Origin of the sequence: Sorangium sp. So ce204 (assembly GCF_051526795.1) — a bacterium.
GTDB lineage: Bacteria > Myxococcota_A > Polyangia > Polyangiales > Polyangiaceae > Sorangium > Sorangium cellulosum_B.
Window position 1 is genome coordinate 8754846 of the sequence record NZ_CP150317.1, and the last position, 13955, is coordinate 8768800.

The following is a 13955-nucleotide window of genomic DNA, read 5'->3' on the forward strand; positions in this document are numbered from 1 at the left end:
CCGGACGCAAAGGGGCTCAGCCAAGCCAGCGCTCCGCGCGAGCAGCCAGACGGGAGCCGCGCCCCGCCCGCGCCCCGCGCGGCAAGGACGGAGAGGTATGCTGGGACAGTGATGCTCTCGATGCCCAACGCAGCGACGTACGTCCTGCCCGCGCTGGGCATCGGGCTCGCAGCCCTCGCGATCCTGGGGCCAGGCTCGCCACGCATGGCCACCGGCGTGCGGGTGTGGGGGGCGCCCGTCGCTGGAAGCGAGGCGCTGGCGCTCCGCGTCGAAGGGGTGCGCCGCCTCCACGGCGCCGACGATGCCGCGGCGATCCCGCGGATCGAGGTGAGCGCCACGTCCGCAGGGGCGCCGCTCGAACGGTGGACCGGCTCGCTCGACAAGGACGGCATCGGCGAGGCGCTGCTGCGCGCGCCGGCGGGGCTGCGGGAGCCGGTGACCGTGCGGATCGCGCTGGGCAGCGGCACGCTCCTGGAGCGGCAGCTCCCGCTGCTGCCGCCGCTCGCAGCGGCGGACACGAGCGCGCTGCCAGGCGCGGCGCACGCGACCGCGCTGCCCGGCGCGGCGCACGGGGAGCTCCGCCTGCAGGTCACGGCGGCGCGGGGTGCCCTTGCGGCTCCGTTCCCGGAGCGGGTGCGGGTCGCGATCGAGACGCAGGACGGAACAGCCGCGGCAGGGGCTCGCCTCGAGGCGAGCGCCGTCGGGGCGGAGCTCGAGGCGCGCGGCAGCGGTCCGGCGCAGATCGCGGCCGATGCGCGCGGCGCCGCGGAGCTCACGCTCAAGCCGCTGGCGCACGCGGTCGAGCTCACGCTCCGCGCGACCCACCCGGGGAGCGCACTGCCAGGGACACGGATCGCGAGCGGCACCTGGGAAGGGAAGCTGCCCGTGATCCCGGGAGCCCTCTGGCTCGATCCGGGCGGTCTCGATGGCGAACGGCCCGAGCTCCGGTTGATCTCCCCGACGCCGAGGCCACGCGCCTACGTCTCGATCGGAGGTGCGCGCGGCCGTGCGCTCGGGACGATCGTCCCGCTCGCGGCGGACGGGGCGGGCTTCTTCTCGGGGCGGGTGACGCTCCCGGACAGCCCCGCGCCCGGGGAGGCGGACTGGGCCGTTGTCGCGAGCGACCCCTACGAGCAGGGCGCGGGCACGGTGGCCTGGCCGATGACGTCCGCGGCGGCGTCCGCCTCGCCGCGGCGCGTGGAGCTGCTCGCGGACGGGATGCCGGCGGCCGAGGCGCGCGAGCGGGCCCGCGCCTCGCATGCGCGGCGCGCTGGCCTCGTGGTCCTCGCCGCGTCCGCGGTGGCGCAGGTGCTGCTGCTCGCGCTGCGATCCAGGACCGCGCGGCGCCGCCTGGAGGCGCACGTCGCCGCCGCATCGGGCGGCGAGGGCAAGGACGGGACCCATGGCGCGCCGCTTTCCAGGGAGGATCGCGACAGGCTGCTCGCCGCCGTGCGGGCGGAGCCGCTGCTGTCGGCGTTCGCCCTCGCCGCGCTCGTCGGGCTCTCCTTCGCGGCGGTCGCGGCGCTCGCCACGTTCCGGTGACCCGAGGGCGCGTGCCGCCTCGTGGATTTGATCCGCGGCGGGCCCCGAGCCGCTAGACTGGAGGGCCAGGCGGCACGGGGCGGGAGGACGACAGACAGGGCATGTCCGAGCAGCAGCGGTACCGGGTCATCAAGCGCCTCGCCTCCGGAGGCATGGCGGAGGTCTTCGTCGCCGAGAGCGCGGGGATCGAAGGGTTCAAGAAGCAGGTCGCGATCAAGCGCGTCCTGCCGCAGCTCAGCAAGAAGGAGCAGTTCATCGCGATGTTCCTCGACGAGGCGCGCCTCTCGGCGCACCTCTCGCACTCGAACGTCGTGTCGGTGTTCGACATCGGCGTCGGCGACGGCACCTACTTCATCGTCATGGAGTACGTGGACGGCGCCGACCTGAGGGCCCTCCTCGATCACCAGAAGAAGGTCGGCCGGCCGATGACCGTCGAGGTCGCCGCTTTCATGGCCGCGAAGATGTGCCAGGGCCTCGCCTACGCGCACGAGCTCGCGACCGCGGACGGAAAGCCGCTCCAGATCGTGCACCGGGACATCACCCCGGCCAACGTGCTCATCACCCGCTACGGCGAGGTGAAGATCGTGGACTTCGGGCTCGCGAAGGCGTCGAGCCAGCTCGCCGAGAGCGACGCGGGCATCATCAAGGGGAAGTTCGGCTACCTGGCGCCGGAGACGGTGCTCGAGCAGGGCGTCGACCAGCGCGTCGACATCTTCGCGCTCGGGATCATCCTCTGGGAGATGCTCGCCGGGCGCCGCTTGTTCCTCGGCGACTCCGACTACATCACGGTGCGGCTGGTGCGCGACGCGGTGATCCCCTCGCTCCAGCAGATCAACAGCGATGTGCCGCGCGAGCTGGAGCAGATCATCCGCCGCGCGCTCGCCCGCGACCCGGGGGCTCGCTACCTGTCGGCGCGCGAGCTCGGTCGCGACCTGACCCGCTTCCTCTACCGCTACGGCCGCCCGGTGAGCGAGGACGACGTCGCCTCGCTGGTGGAGCGCGCCAAGGGCGGGCCGGCGCGGGCGGTCGACGGGACGCAGAAGATCGCCGAGCTCATCGACATGATGCTCCTCGAGTTCAAGTCGCTCACGAAGGAGACGACCGCCGGCGGCAGCGGCCTCAGCCTGCTGCCCACCCTGGAGGGCGCCACGATCCTGGCGCACGGGGACGAGCACCCGAGCTCGCCGCCCCCGCGCAGCGAGGGGCCGCTCGGGGGGCTCGCCGACGAGCTGGAGGGCCCGGATTCGCTCCACCAGGACGAGTCCTCGTCCTCGGTGACGGCCTGGTTCCGGGGGCTCATTCCGCGCTAGATCCTGCGCGGGGAGGCCGGCGACGCGACGTCCGCGCCGCCGCGCTGCCCCATCCGTCCCATTCCATGACCCGTCACCGGCCAGGAGGAGCGTTCCTCCGGCCCACAGCAAAGGCAAAGAGAAGATGAGCGTCGAGATTGGAAAGCCGTTTCCGCGCTTCGCCCTGCCGAACCAGGACGGCAAGACCGTGAAGCTCGAGGATTTCGCGGGCAAATGGCTCGTCCTCTACGTCTATCCGAAGGACGACACGCCGGGATGCACGATCCAGGGCAAGTCGTTCACGGCCTCCAAGGCCGATTTCGACGAGGCCAACATCGCCGTGGTCGGCGTCAGCGAGGACGACGTCACGTCGCACAAGAGCTTCTGCGACAAGTTCTCGTTCACCATCGACCTGCTCGCCGACACGCGCCATGAGCTGCTCAAGGCCGCGGGCGTCGGGCAGAGCGAGTGGAAAGGCACCCTGTACTGGGACCGGACGACATTCGTCATCGATCCGTCGGGCGTGCTGCGAAGGACGTACCTGAAGGTGAAGCCCGACGGGCACGAGCAGGCCCTCCTCAAGGACATCGCGGAGCTCAAGGCCCAGGCCTGAACGCCGCGACCGCCTGCGAGAGCAGCGCGCACACAGAAGGGCGCTCCACCTGCGCAAAAACTTGCTCACGCTGGATTTGCTGGCATGTCGCCCCTACCCTGTCGCCCTTGTGGCACCACGCCGTCCTTTTGCTCCCGGTCGCATCGTATCGCTCACGGTCTTCGCGGCGATCGCCGCGGCGGCGATCGCGAGCGCTTCCGTGGTGAGCGCCTGTAAAGGCGCGGGGGGCGGCGGGTCCGTCGGATCGAGTACGGGCGACGCCAGCGGCTGTCCGATGGGGCCAAGACAGGCGCTGTTCACGATCACCGTGCGCGCGAGGGGCGCCACCGTCCCGCCGGACACCACCGTTCACATCGCGTGGAGCGCCGCGGACGAGCCGATCTTCGTCCTGAGCGATCCGACCACCTGGAAGACGCTCGACGAGGCCAACCTGGTGTGCGCCGTCGATCGCGCGCAGCCTCCTCCCGAAGCGCTGGAGACGCTCGTCTGCGAGCTGTGGACGGCCGGGGTGACGTGGGTGAAGATCTCGGGGACAGGCTACGACGACTTCGAGCAGACGCTCGCGCCCGTCATGAACGAGGAGTGCGAGAGCTTCGTGCCTCAGAACGTCGATATCGAGCTCGTCCCGGCGGTGGACGGGGGCACGGGGGAGTAGCCGGTGGCCGGAGGGCGGCGCACCGGGGCGATGGCATCGCTGCCAAGGCCAGGCGCCCTCTCCTGTCGAAGGCAGCATGCGCCCCCAGCTGCTCTTTCCCCTGCTCCTCCTCACCTCCCTCTCCGCCTGCAGCTCAGCTCCCGAGGCGAAGGCCCCGGCCCCCGGCGGGCAGACCTTCCCCGAGGCGGTCGCGATGATGTGCGACGTCGACACGAGAGCCGGGCTCGACCCGGAGGCCGATCCGATCAGCGTCGGGCAAATGCGGTCGGCGTGGATCGGAGAGCACGTGGAGAGCCCCGATGGAATCGAGCTCCGCACGATGCTCAGCGTGAAAGGCGCCGCAGAGCAGGGCGCGATGCTGCGCGAGGAGGCCAAGAAGGCAGGGCTCGCGCGCTGCGCGCTCGCGGACTCGCTGGAGGCGGACGGGACAGGCGGGCTATCGCCATGACGCCATGAATGCACAGGATCGGCAGCGGCGCCCAGCCCTCGCGGCGGGGCGCAGCTGGCCGGAACGTGGAACGGGGATGCGAGATCGCGCCACCTCGCTGGCTCCCCCTCCCCTCCCCGCCTATCCTGATCTCATGGCCGCGCCGACCCCGCTCCGCCTCGCCTGGGCGACCGACGTCCACCTCAACTTTCTCTCCCGCGAGGAACTCACCGCCTTCTGCTCCACCCTCGCCGCCACCGCCTCCGATGCCGTCCTCTTCACCGGCGACATCGCGGAAGCCACGAGCCTCCGCCCCCTCCTCGAGACCGTCGCCCAGACCATCGAGCGCCCGCTCTACTTCGTCCTCGGCAACCACGATTTCTACCGCGGGAGCATCGCCGCCGTGCGCACGATGGCCACCGAGCTCTCGGCCACCTCCCCCTGGCTCAGGTGGCTCCCGTCGATCCCCCACGTCGAGCTCGGCCCGGACACCGCCCTCGTCGGCCACGACGGCTGGGCCGACGCCCGCCTCGGCAATTACGAGAGATCGCCCGTCATGCTCAACGATTACGTGCTCATCCAGGAGCTCACCTCTCTCGGCCGGCGCCGCCGGAGAGAGGCCCTCCACCGCCTCGGCGACGAGGCCGCGGAGTACCTGCGCCGCGTCCTTCCCATGGCCCTCGAGCGGTACCGGCGCGTCATCGTCGCCACGCACGTCCCCCCGTTCAAGGAGGCCTGCTGGCACGAAGGCCAGATCTCCAACGACGATTGGCTCCCCCATTTCACCTGCAAGGCCACAGGCGAGGTGCTCCGCGAGGCCGCCGTGCGGTACCCGGAGCGGCGGATCGAGGTGCTCTGCGGCCATACCCACGGCGCCGGCATGGCGGAGATCCTCCCGAACCTCGTCGTGCACACCGGCGGCGCCGAGTACGGCGAGCCCGCGGTGCAAGGCGTCATCGCGACCGCGTAGGCCACCATCGCGCCGCGCGCCCCGGCTCCCCGCCGCCCTCGCGGGCGTCCATCCGAGGTACCATCCCATCCCGGCACGACGTATCCTGCGCGCCCACTCCCCCGCCGACCTCGGCAGAACCGTGAGCCATGCCGACGAACGACCCCGACAGCCAGCTCGACGAGCTCCTTCGCGCGCTCGACGCAAACCCTCGCGCAACCGACGTCTTCTATCCCAGGCAGGTGAACACGAGCCCACCCGCCGGCGCGACGGACTACGACATCCCCGTCGCCCCCGGGGTGACGCTCGGCGCGCGCTGGCACCTGTCCGACCCGGGCAACCCGACCGTGCTCGCGTTCCACGGCAATGGCGAGACCGTCCCCGACTACGACGACATCGCCGAGGGCTGGCATGACATCGGGCTCAACCTCTTCATGGTCGATTACCGCGGCTATGGCTGGAGCGGCGGGCAGCCGACGCTGCGCTCGCTCCATGAAGACCCCTTGAAGGTCTCCGACTTCTTCCTGCGCGAGCTCGCCGAGACGAGCCGCGCCGCAGGCCTCGAACAGCCGCCGAAGCCGGTGCTCTTCGGCCGCTCGCTCGGCAGCTCCCCGGCGTCGCGCATCGCCGCGCTCCGCGGCGACGCGTACCGCGCGCTCCTCCTCGAGAGCGGGTTCAGCGACGTGCGGCAACTGCTCGCCCTCTTCGAGATCGACCTCGGCGATCTGCGCGACGAGGCACACCGCCGCTTCTCCAACCAGGAGCTCCTCAAGGAAGTCGAAATACCCGTGCTCGTCCTGCACGGCGCGCGCGACACGCTGCTCCCGCCGGCTCAGGCCCGCGAGAACCACGCGGCCGTCCCCCACGAGAGGAAAGCCCTGCACCTCATCGACGGCGCCGGGCACAACGATATCCTCCTCTTCGCGTCCGCCTATTTCGGAGCGATACGGGCCTTCCTGCAGAAGCACTGAGCGAAAGCGCCGTTCGGCGCTCGCCCGCTACACCTCGAACAGCAGAAACGGCTTGCCGGTGAGCTTTTTGAGCAGCGGCATCGCCACGTTGTAGACCGGAGTCCCGTTCGACATGTGCCCCTCGAGCGCCCCGTGGTGCGCGTGGCCGTGGAAGACCACGTCGGCGCCGTACAGATCGATCGGCGCCGCGAGGCGGCTCGTCCCAAGGAACGGCCTTATCTCCACGTTCTCGCCGACGGTCGTCTCGAGGATCGGCGTGTAATGCATGATCACGATCTTCTTCTCGCTGTCGAGCTGCGACAGCGCCGCCTCGAGCTTCAGCGCCTCGGTCACGGCCTCCTGCACGAACGCCTTGAGCGGGCCCTCGCCGAACGCCTGGAGCGTCGCGCTCCCGAACCCGCCCATGAAGCCCTTCACGCCGGCAACGCCGATGTCGTCGCGCATGATCAGGTGATCGCCGTCGAGCACCTCGACGCCCGCGTCGCCCAGCAGCTTCGCGATCTCGGCGCCCGCCCCCCGGTCGAGATCGTGGTTGCCGAGCACGGCGGCGCACGGCATCGAGAGCCCGGCGAGCGCGTCGGCCAGCACCTTCGCCTCCTCGGGATGGCCGCGATCGGTGAGATCGCCGCACAGCACGAGCAGCTCCGCCTCCGCGTTCACCGCCTTCACGAGCTCGCGCATCCTGGCGCCGTGCTCCGGCCGGCAGTGCAGATCCGAGGACGCCGCGATGCGGCGCTTGCCCGGCTCCCCGTTCCCTCCAGCGACGGCGGCGCTCATGATCCCGGCTTGCGGACCCGCGCCGCCTCGACCTCCACCCTCGGCCCCTCCGCGCCGCCCGGAGCCCCGTCACGGCCCGGCTTCCCCTTGCCGAGGCGAGGCCGCCCCGCCGCAGACCGCCGGCGCTTCCGGCACAGCGACCCCCACGCCGCCTCGGACGCGGACGCAGCGGGCCCCACCATGAGCCCGAGCTTCTCGTAATCGTGCATGTACTGCTGCCTGCTGATCAGGTTCCCCCGGCAGACCCGGAGCGGCGCGTCGCCGGCCCGCATCTGCTCCAGCGTGCGCCGGCAGAGCTCGTCGACGAGCCACCCGGGCACCCGGCTCCGCGCGCCCGGATAGACGAAGCGGTAGAGCGTCAGGTGCGCGAGCAGGACCTCCCAGTAGGGGCCGAACCGGGCGAGGAGCCTCTCCCAGTCCATCTCGTCCCCGCACGCATAGATGAGGTGGTTCACGTCGGCGCCGTCGTACCGCTCCCGCTCGTCCACGAACGCCTTCGTGAAGATGATCTCCTCGACCGGCGCGATCAGGCAGGAGTGCCCCAGGATCGTGGCCGGGCGCGCGTGCTCGAACCAGCCGGCGTCCACCACGGCCAGGCCGTTGCTCGACGAGAAGATGAGATCGATGAAGCGATCGCCCGCATAGGCCTTGCCGATCCACCGCGGATCGATGAGCTCCGTCTCGAAGCCGGCCCGCTCCAGCGCCCTGAACGCCGCCGGCACCTCCCGCTCGTCCAGCATCACGTCGAGATCCTTCGTGTCCCGGAAAATGCCCGTGTACGCGAAGAAGGCATACGCCCCCGCCACCATGAACGGCACGCCGGCGCAGAGGAGGGCGTCCATCGCCCTCACCCTCACCTCCAGCTCGCCCGCGCGGGAGAGCTGGCGAGCAGGGTCGTCGAAGGCCGGAGGAGCGAGCGCCGCGCGCTCACCGGCACGCGTCGCCCGGGCTGAAAGCGCGTGCTCCGCGTCGCCTGCGACAGGGGATCCGCTGCGGGCCATCCCCCTCTGCGTAATGAACAGGACGTGCGATGGCGACCCCCCTCCCCCCTCACGCGCCCGGAACATGCGAGGACCGCGAGGGCCGCGTGGACCCGCGTTGGACCCCGCGGACCACGTCGGAAGACGCCGGAGCGACACGAACGAAGGAAGAGAAGCGGGCTCGTCCTCGCTGACCATTGCATGACGTGGCGGGTCTGGCTCAAGCTCGCCTGCCGGGACCGCTCGGCGCGCCCCGAGCTGGCTGGCGACGAGCCGCGGCCCCCGACGCTCGAAGAGGAGGCACATCCGTGAACACCGCCATCGCGACGATCAATCCAGCGACCGGAGAGACGCTCGAGACGTTCGAACCGCTCTCGTCAGCGGCGCTGGAGCAGAAGGTGGCGCGCGCGCACGCCGCGTTCCGCGGCTTCCGGAAGACCCCGGTCGCCGAGCGGGCCCAGAAGCTGCGCCGGGCAGCCGACATCCTGGAGGGCGAGAAGGAGCAGCTCGGGCAGCTCATGACGCTCGAGATGGGGAAGACCATCGGCTCCGCCATCGCCGAGGCCCAGAAGTGCGCGACCGCATGCCGCTACTACGCCGACAACGCCGAGCGCCTGCTCGCCCCCGAGGAGGTCGCCACCGACGCGGGCAAGAGCTACGTGGCCTTCCACCCGCTCGGCGTGGTGCTCGCCATCATGCCGTGGAACTTCCCGTTCTGGCAGGTCTTCCGCTTCGCCGCGCCGGCGCTCGTCGCCGGCAACGTCGGCCTCCTCAAGCACGCCTCGAACGTCCCCCGCTGCGCGCTCGCGATCGAGGACATCCTCCGCCGGGCCGGCTTCCCGGAAGGGGTCTTCCAGGCGCTGATCACCGGGACCGACGTCGTGCCGCGCCTCCTCGCCGACCCGCGCATCGCGGCCGCGACGCTCACCGGCAGCGAGAACGCGGGGCGCAGCGTCGGCGCCCACGCCGGGAAGCACCTCAAGAAGGTGGTGCTCGAGCTCGGCGGCAGCGATCCGTTCATCGTCCTGCCGAGCGCCGACCTCAACGCCGCCGTGGGGACCGCGATCCGCGCGCGCATCATCAACAACGGCCAGTCCTGCATCGCGGCGAAGCGCTTCATCGTGCACGAGTCGATCGCGCCCGAGTTCGAGCAGCGCTTCGTCGCGACCATGCGGCGCCTGCGGGTCGGTGATCCGATGGATCCGTCGGTCGACGTCGGGCCGCTCGCCACCCCGCAGATCGCCGCGGAGCTCGAGGAGCAGGTGCGGGCGTCGGTGGCCGCGGGCGCGCTCCTCCTCACCGGAGGCAAGCGGCTGAGGGGGCCGGGCAACTACTTCCCGCCGACCGTGCTCACCGACGTCCAGCGCCCCTCCCCCGCCGCCGACGACGAGCTCTTCGGCCCGGTCGCGGCGGTCTTCCGCGTCACCGACCTCGACGAGGCCATCCACATGGCGAACTCCACCCGGTTCGGCCTCGGGGCGAGCGCCTGGACCCGCGACGCCGACGAGCGCGAGCGCCTCATCAACGAGCTCGATGCCGGCCAGGTGTTCATCAACGGCATGGTCGTGTCCGACCCCCGGCTGCCGTTCGGCGGCATCAAGATGTCCGGCCACGGCCGCGAGCTCTCCTCGTACGGCCTGCGCGAGTTCGTGAACGTCAAGACCGTCTGGATCGCCAAGGACGAACGGCCGAGGGGCCTGCCAGCATCCGAGTGATCCGAGGAGCGGAGCGGCCGGAGGACGGCGCGATCGAGCGGCCGGGCGATCGCCGGGTGAGCCGCTCGCCAGCCGTCCGGCCGCCGCTTCCGCGGCGTCGTGCGACGGGCGATGATGGCGGCCATGTCGCTCCCCGGCTTCACCGAGACGCAGTTCTCCCACGACGGCGTGGCGCGGGTGGTCTACCGCCGCGGCGCGGGCCCGGGCGTCGTCGTCATGCACGAGATCCCGGGCATCACCCCGCCGGTCGCGGCGTTCGCCGAGCGCGTGGCGGACGCCGGCTTCACCGTCTTCGTGCCGCACCTCTTCGGGGCGCCCGGCAAGCCGGCCACGCCCCTCTACATCGCCGAGCAGTCGGCCCGCGTGTGCATCAGCCGCGAGTTCCACGTCCTCGCCTCCAGGCAGGCGAGCCCGATCACCGGCTGGCTGCGCGCGCTCTGCCGCGTCGTCCACGCAGAGCTCGGGGGCAAGGGCGTCGGCGCGATCGGCATGTGTGTAACGGGCAATTTCGCGCTGGCGCTGATGGTCGACCCCGCCATCGCGGCGCCCGTGCTGAGCCAGCCGTCGCTGCCCATCCCCGTCCCCCGCGAACACCGCGCCGGGCTCCACCTCTCCGATGACGGCCTCCGCACCGTCAAGGAGCGCGTCGCCGCCGGCACCCCGGTGCTCGGGCTCCGCTTCACCCGCGATCCGCTGTGCCCGAAGGAGCGGTTCGACCGGCTCCGGGCAGAGCTCGGCGACGGCTTCGAAGGGATCGAGATCGACTCGTCCCCAGGCAACCCACATGGGATCCCGCGCACCGCCCATTCGGTCCTCACGGCCGATCTGGTCGACCGCGAGGGCCACCCGACGCGCGAGGCGCTCTCGCGCGTCCTCGCCTTTCTCCGCGAGCGACTCCACCCCTGATCGCCCGCGACAAAAGCCATGCCCAGGCCGGAACGTCACGCGACGCCACGCCACGCCACGCCACGCCACGCCACGCGACGAGGTACAGCCGGTTGCGTCTCGGTGAACGTCGACTTACCGTCATTGACTGTGTCGGACGATCCGGCCGTGGCCGCTCTGCTGAGCGAGTACCCCCCTGCAGCGCAACAGCTGACCTTGCGCGTGCGCAAGCTGCTCCTCCGCATCATTCCCGACGTCCACGAGCACGTCTATGCAGGCTGGCGGCTCGTCAGCTTCCGGATGGGCGGCGGCGACCAACACAAGATCTGCTGGCTCGCCCCGCAGCGCTTCGGCGTGACCCTCGGCTTCGAGCGCGGCGCCGATCTGCCGGATCCGAACGGCCTGCTCACCGGCGAGGCCAAGCAGGCCAGGAACCTCCATATCCGCTCCGCCAAGGACGTGGACGTCGCCGCGATCGCAGCGCTGGTCGCGGCCGCCGTCGCGCTCCACCGGGGCCGGTGAGGATCGCGCGGAGCGCCGCTGCGCGACGGCCGCGCCCGCGGCTCAGCGGCGCCCGTGGACGACCCGCCCGCCCGTCTTGCCGAGCGCGTACGAGAACCCGAGCTCCAGCGTGGAGCGGGTGACGATCGCCCCGAGATCGAGCCCCTGCTCCACCATGAGCCGCGCGGCCTCGGGCGCGATCCCGACGAGCACCACCTCGGCCCCGAGCAGCCCGGCGGCGCGCGCCGCCTGCGCGAGGTGGTTCGCCGCGCTCGCGTCCACCACCGCCATGCCGGTGACGTCGATGATCACGACGCGCGCCTGGTGCTCGGAGATCTCCCTCAGCATCGCCTCGATGAAGCGGCCGGAGCGGTGCGTGTCCAGCGCGCCCACGATCGGCATGACGAGGACGCCGCGCGCGATCGGCACCACCGGGCTCGACATCGCGGCGATCGTCTCGAGGAGCGCCTCCTGGCGGCTGCTCAGCGACTCGAGCGCCCTCGTCCGCTCCTTGATCCGCGACAGGAGCCGCGCGTTCTCGATCACGACGGCGGCCACCGCGGCCACCCGCTCGATGAGCGCCAGGTCGGTCGCCGAGCACGCGTCGGGCTGCGGGCTGGCCAGGACGAGGACCCCGAGGACCGCCTCCCGGGAGAGCAGCGGCACGCCGACCAGCGTGCGCGCGCCGCTCCGGCGCGCCTCGGCGACGTCGCGGAGGTGCTGGTGCTCGCTCGACGCGGTGTCGATGACGAGCGAGCTGCACGAGCGCATCACCCGGCCCACGAGCGAGTCGGCCGTGACGGGCGCGCGCTCATCGTCGACGAGGGTCTCGCGCTGGGCCATGCCGATCACCAGGAAATCGAGCGCGCGCTCGTGCCCCCCCGCGCCCAGCCTGCGGCTCGCGATCCTGCGGGCGGAGCTCGAGGCGAGGTGATCCGAGAGGGCGCTCGAGAAGGGCGTGCGCTCGAGGGTCACGAGGTCGACCCCCGTGTCGATGCAGCGCGACGCCGGCAGATCCGCGAGGGCCTCCGGGACGCCGCGCGTGGCCATCTCGTAGAGCGCCTGCACGCCGCGGTACCCCATGTCGTACTCGCGCTGCACGATCGCCGCGTGGATCACGCCGTCCTGGAGCATCGCGACCGTCGAGGTGACGAGATCGAAGGCGACCACCTTGAGATCGCCGGATCGCCCGTGCCTCATCGAGGCAAGCCCCAGGCTGGGGCCGTTCTCGCTGCACACCCCCAGGGCGCCGGCGAGGCCGGGGTTCGACCGCACCGCGTCGACGGCGAGCGCGATCGCGCTCTCCACGTCGAACAGGTTCTCCGAGAGCGAGGCCACGCGGACCGACGAGCCGGCGATCGCCTCGCGGAACCCCTCGATGCGTCCCTGGGCGTTCGGCACGGCGAAGGACTCCGCCTGGACGGTGATCTCGCCTCCCTGCGGCATGAGCCGCAGCATCGCCTCGCCCGCGATCCTCCCGGCGGCCCGGTTGTCGGTCCCGACGTAGAGCAACGACCGGCTGCCCGGGGCGGCCGGCGTGTCGATCGTGATGACCGGGATGCCCGCCGCCATCGCGCGGCCGATGGCCGGCTCGAGGGCCACGGGGTCGATGGGCGCGATCGCGATCCCGTCCACCCGCCGGCGGATCCCTTCCTCGAGGAGCGCCTCCTGAGCCGCGGCGCCGGCGGACATGACGCTCCTGAACTCGACCCCGACCCGGAGATCGCGCCCCGCCGCCAGCGCGCCGTCCCGCAGGTTGTTCCAGTACGCCGTCAGCGGCCGGCGGGGAGCCTTGTAGACGCGGATCATCGGCAGGCCTCGCGCGCCGCTCGCGTCGTGGGATCCGCGCCATCCGTCGGCGACGCGCCCCTCGCCCCCGGCGTCCTCCAGGACGGCGAGATCGATCGTGCTCCACCGCGGGCCGGTCTGCACGCTCCGGATCCCGTCCGCGAGCGTCTCGATGAGCTCGAGGAGATCGACCGACTCGGCGACGGAGCTCAGCACCTCCTCGAGCAGGCGCAGCTCCTGGGCGCTCTGCGCCTTCTCCTCGAAGAGGCCGCGCCGCTCGAGCACGACGCCGACGCTCACCGCGATCGACTCCACGAGCGCGCGCCACGGGCCCGAGAGCGGCGCCGCGTCCGGCTGCTCCAGCGCGAGGTAAGCGCCCGGCGCGCCGAACATGGGCACCGGTACGACGTGGACGTGGACGCCGTCGAGCGGCCAGCCAGGCGCTTCCGCGAGCTCGGGCAGGTGCGCCTCGTACCACGCGGCCGCGGGGACGAGGCACGGGCCGTGCGCCGCCTCGGGCGCCGCGGCGGGGCCGAACGGAGCCGACGCGCTGAGCGCCCCGCCGTCGGACGGCATGTTCACCCGGCCCGGCAGGAGGCCGTCGAGCCCGACAATCGCTTTGCAGGAGAGGCGCCGGCCGGTGCGAATCAGCAGGCTCCCGCGCCGCGCGCCGGGGAGGCCCTCCATGGCTCGCCGCACAAGGTCGTGGAGGGTCGAGAAAACGTCCAGTCCGGTAGTCATGCAAATCCGTTCAGCCGCTCGCTCGCTCGCCGCGCAGCGCGCGTGCGGGCGCATCCCGTAGCAGGCGTGAGCGGGCTCGTGCTTGTCAAGCAGAGACGATGGGACCACCGTAGGACCACGAG

13 protein-coding genes are annotated in these 13955 nt (G+C 71.9%); 10 read left to right on the forward strand and 3 right to left on the reverse strand.

What is annotated here, in order from left to right; translation table 11 throughout:
* Positions 1-120 precede the first annotated feature (120 nt).
* From WMF22_RS32640 to WMF22_RS32670, 7 genes are all read left to right on the forward strand, one after another.
* Positions 121-1542 (forward strand): hypothetical protein, encoded by a 1422-nt coding sequence (locus WMF22_RS32640; RefSeq protein WP_438032307.1) that lies wholly within the window; start codon positions 121-123, stop codon positions 1540-1542.
* 101 nt (positions 1543-1643) lie between these two features.
* Positions 1644-2852 carry a serine/threonine protein kinase gene (locus WMF22_RS32645; RefSeq protein ID WP_437293873.1) on the forward strand — a complete coding sequence of 403 codons (1209 nt, stop codon included), beginning with the start codon at positions 1644-1646 and terminating at the stop codon, positions 2850-2852.
* Positions 2853-2976: 124 nt separating this feature from the next.
* Positions 2977-3444: a peroxiredoxin gene (locus WMF22_RS32650; protein ID WP_437293874.1), complete on the forward strand. Its 468-nt coding sequence runs from the start codon at positions 2977-2979 to the stop codon at positions 3442-3444.
* Positions 3445-3718: 274 nt separating this feature from the next.
* On the forward strand, positions 3719-4099 hold the full coding sequence (locus tag WMF22_RS32655; RefSeq protein ID WP_437293875.1) for a hypothetical protein: 381 nt from the start codon (positions 3719-3721) through the stop codon (positions 4097-4099).
* Between the two features lie 76 nt (positions 4100-4175).
* Positions 4176-4547, forward strand: a complete 372-nt coding sequence (locus WMF22_RS32660; protein WP_438032308.1) for a hypothetical protein — start codon at positions 4176-4178, stop codon at positions 4545-4547.
* 76 nt (positions 4548-4623) lie between these two features.
* Complete coding sequence (locus WMF22_RS32665) at positions 4624-5496, forward strand: metallophosphoesterase family protein (protein WP_438032309.1); 873 nt, start codon at positions 4624-4626, stop codon at positions 5494-5496.
* Positions 5497-5624: 128 nt separating this feature from the next.
* Positions 5625-6446: an alpha/beta hydrolase gene (locus WMF22_RS32670; protein WP_438032310.1), complete on the forward strand. Its 822-nt coding sequence runs from the start codon at positions 5625-5627 to the stop codon at positions 6444-6446.
* A 27-nt stretch (positions 6447-6473) separates the two neighbouring features.
* On the opposite strand, the gene WMF22_RS32675 is transcribed toward WMF22_RS32670, so the two are convergent.
* Together WMF22_RS32675 and WMF22_RS32680 are read right to left on the reverse strand one after the other, a co-directional pair.
* Positions 6474-7223, reverse strand: a complete 750-nt coding sequence (locus WMF22_RS32675; protein WP_438032311.1) for a metallophosphoesterase family protein — start codon at positions 7221-7223, stop codon at positions 6474-6476.
* Positions 7220-8065 carry a hypothetical protein gene (locus WMF22_RS32680; protein WP_437293891.1) on the reverse strand — a complete coding sequence of 282 codons (846 nt, stop codon included), beginning with the start codon at positions 8063-8065 and terminating at the stop codon, positions 7220-7222. Before WMF22_RS32680 ends, WMF22_RS32675 begins: the two co-directional genes overlap by 4 nt.
* Positions 8066-8511: 446 nt before the next feature.
* On the opposite strand from WMF22_RS32680, the gene WMF22_RS32685 reads away from it, so the two are divergent.
* The 3 genes from WMF22_RS32685 to WMF22_RS32695 all read left to right on the forward strand — a co-directional run bounded on the left by WMF22_RS32685 (position 8512) and on the right by WMF22_RS32695 (position 11325).
* Positions 8512-9918 carry an NAD-dependent succinate-semialdehyde dehydrogenase gene (locus WMF22_RS32685; RefSeq protein WP_437293892.1) on the forward strand — a complete coding sequence of 469 codons (1407 nt, stop codon included), beginning with the start codon at positions 8512-8514 and terminating at the stop codon, positions 9916-9918.
* A gap of 123 nt (positions 9919-10041) precedes the next feature.
* Positions 10042-10824 carry a dienelactone hydrolase family protein gene (locus WMF22_RS32690; RefSeq protein ID WP_438032312.1) on the forward strand — a complete coding sequence of 261 codons (783 nt, stop codon included), beginning with the start codon at positions 10042-10044 and terminating at the stop codon, positions 10822-10824.
* A gap of 147 nt (positions 10825-10971) precedes the next feature.
* Positions 10972-11325, forward strand: a complete 354-nt coding sequence (locus WMF22_RS32695) for a DUF1801 domain-containing protein (protein ID WP_437293894.1) — start codon at positions 10972-10974, stop codon at positions 11323-11325.
* Between the two features lie 42 nt (positions 11326-11367).
* On the opposite strand, the gene WMF22_RS32700 is transcribed toward WMF22_RS32695, so the two are convergent.
* Positions 11368-13833: a substrate-binding domain-containing protein gene (locus WMF22_RS32700; protein WP_437293895.1), complete on the reverse strand. Its 2466-nt coding sequence runs from the start codon at positions 13831-13833 to the stop codon at positions 11368-11370.
* Positions 13834-13955 lie beyond the last annotated feature (122 nt).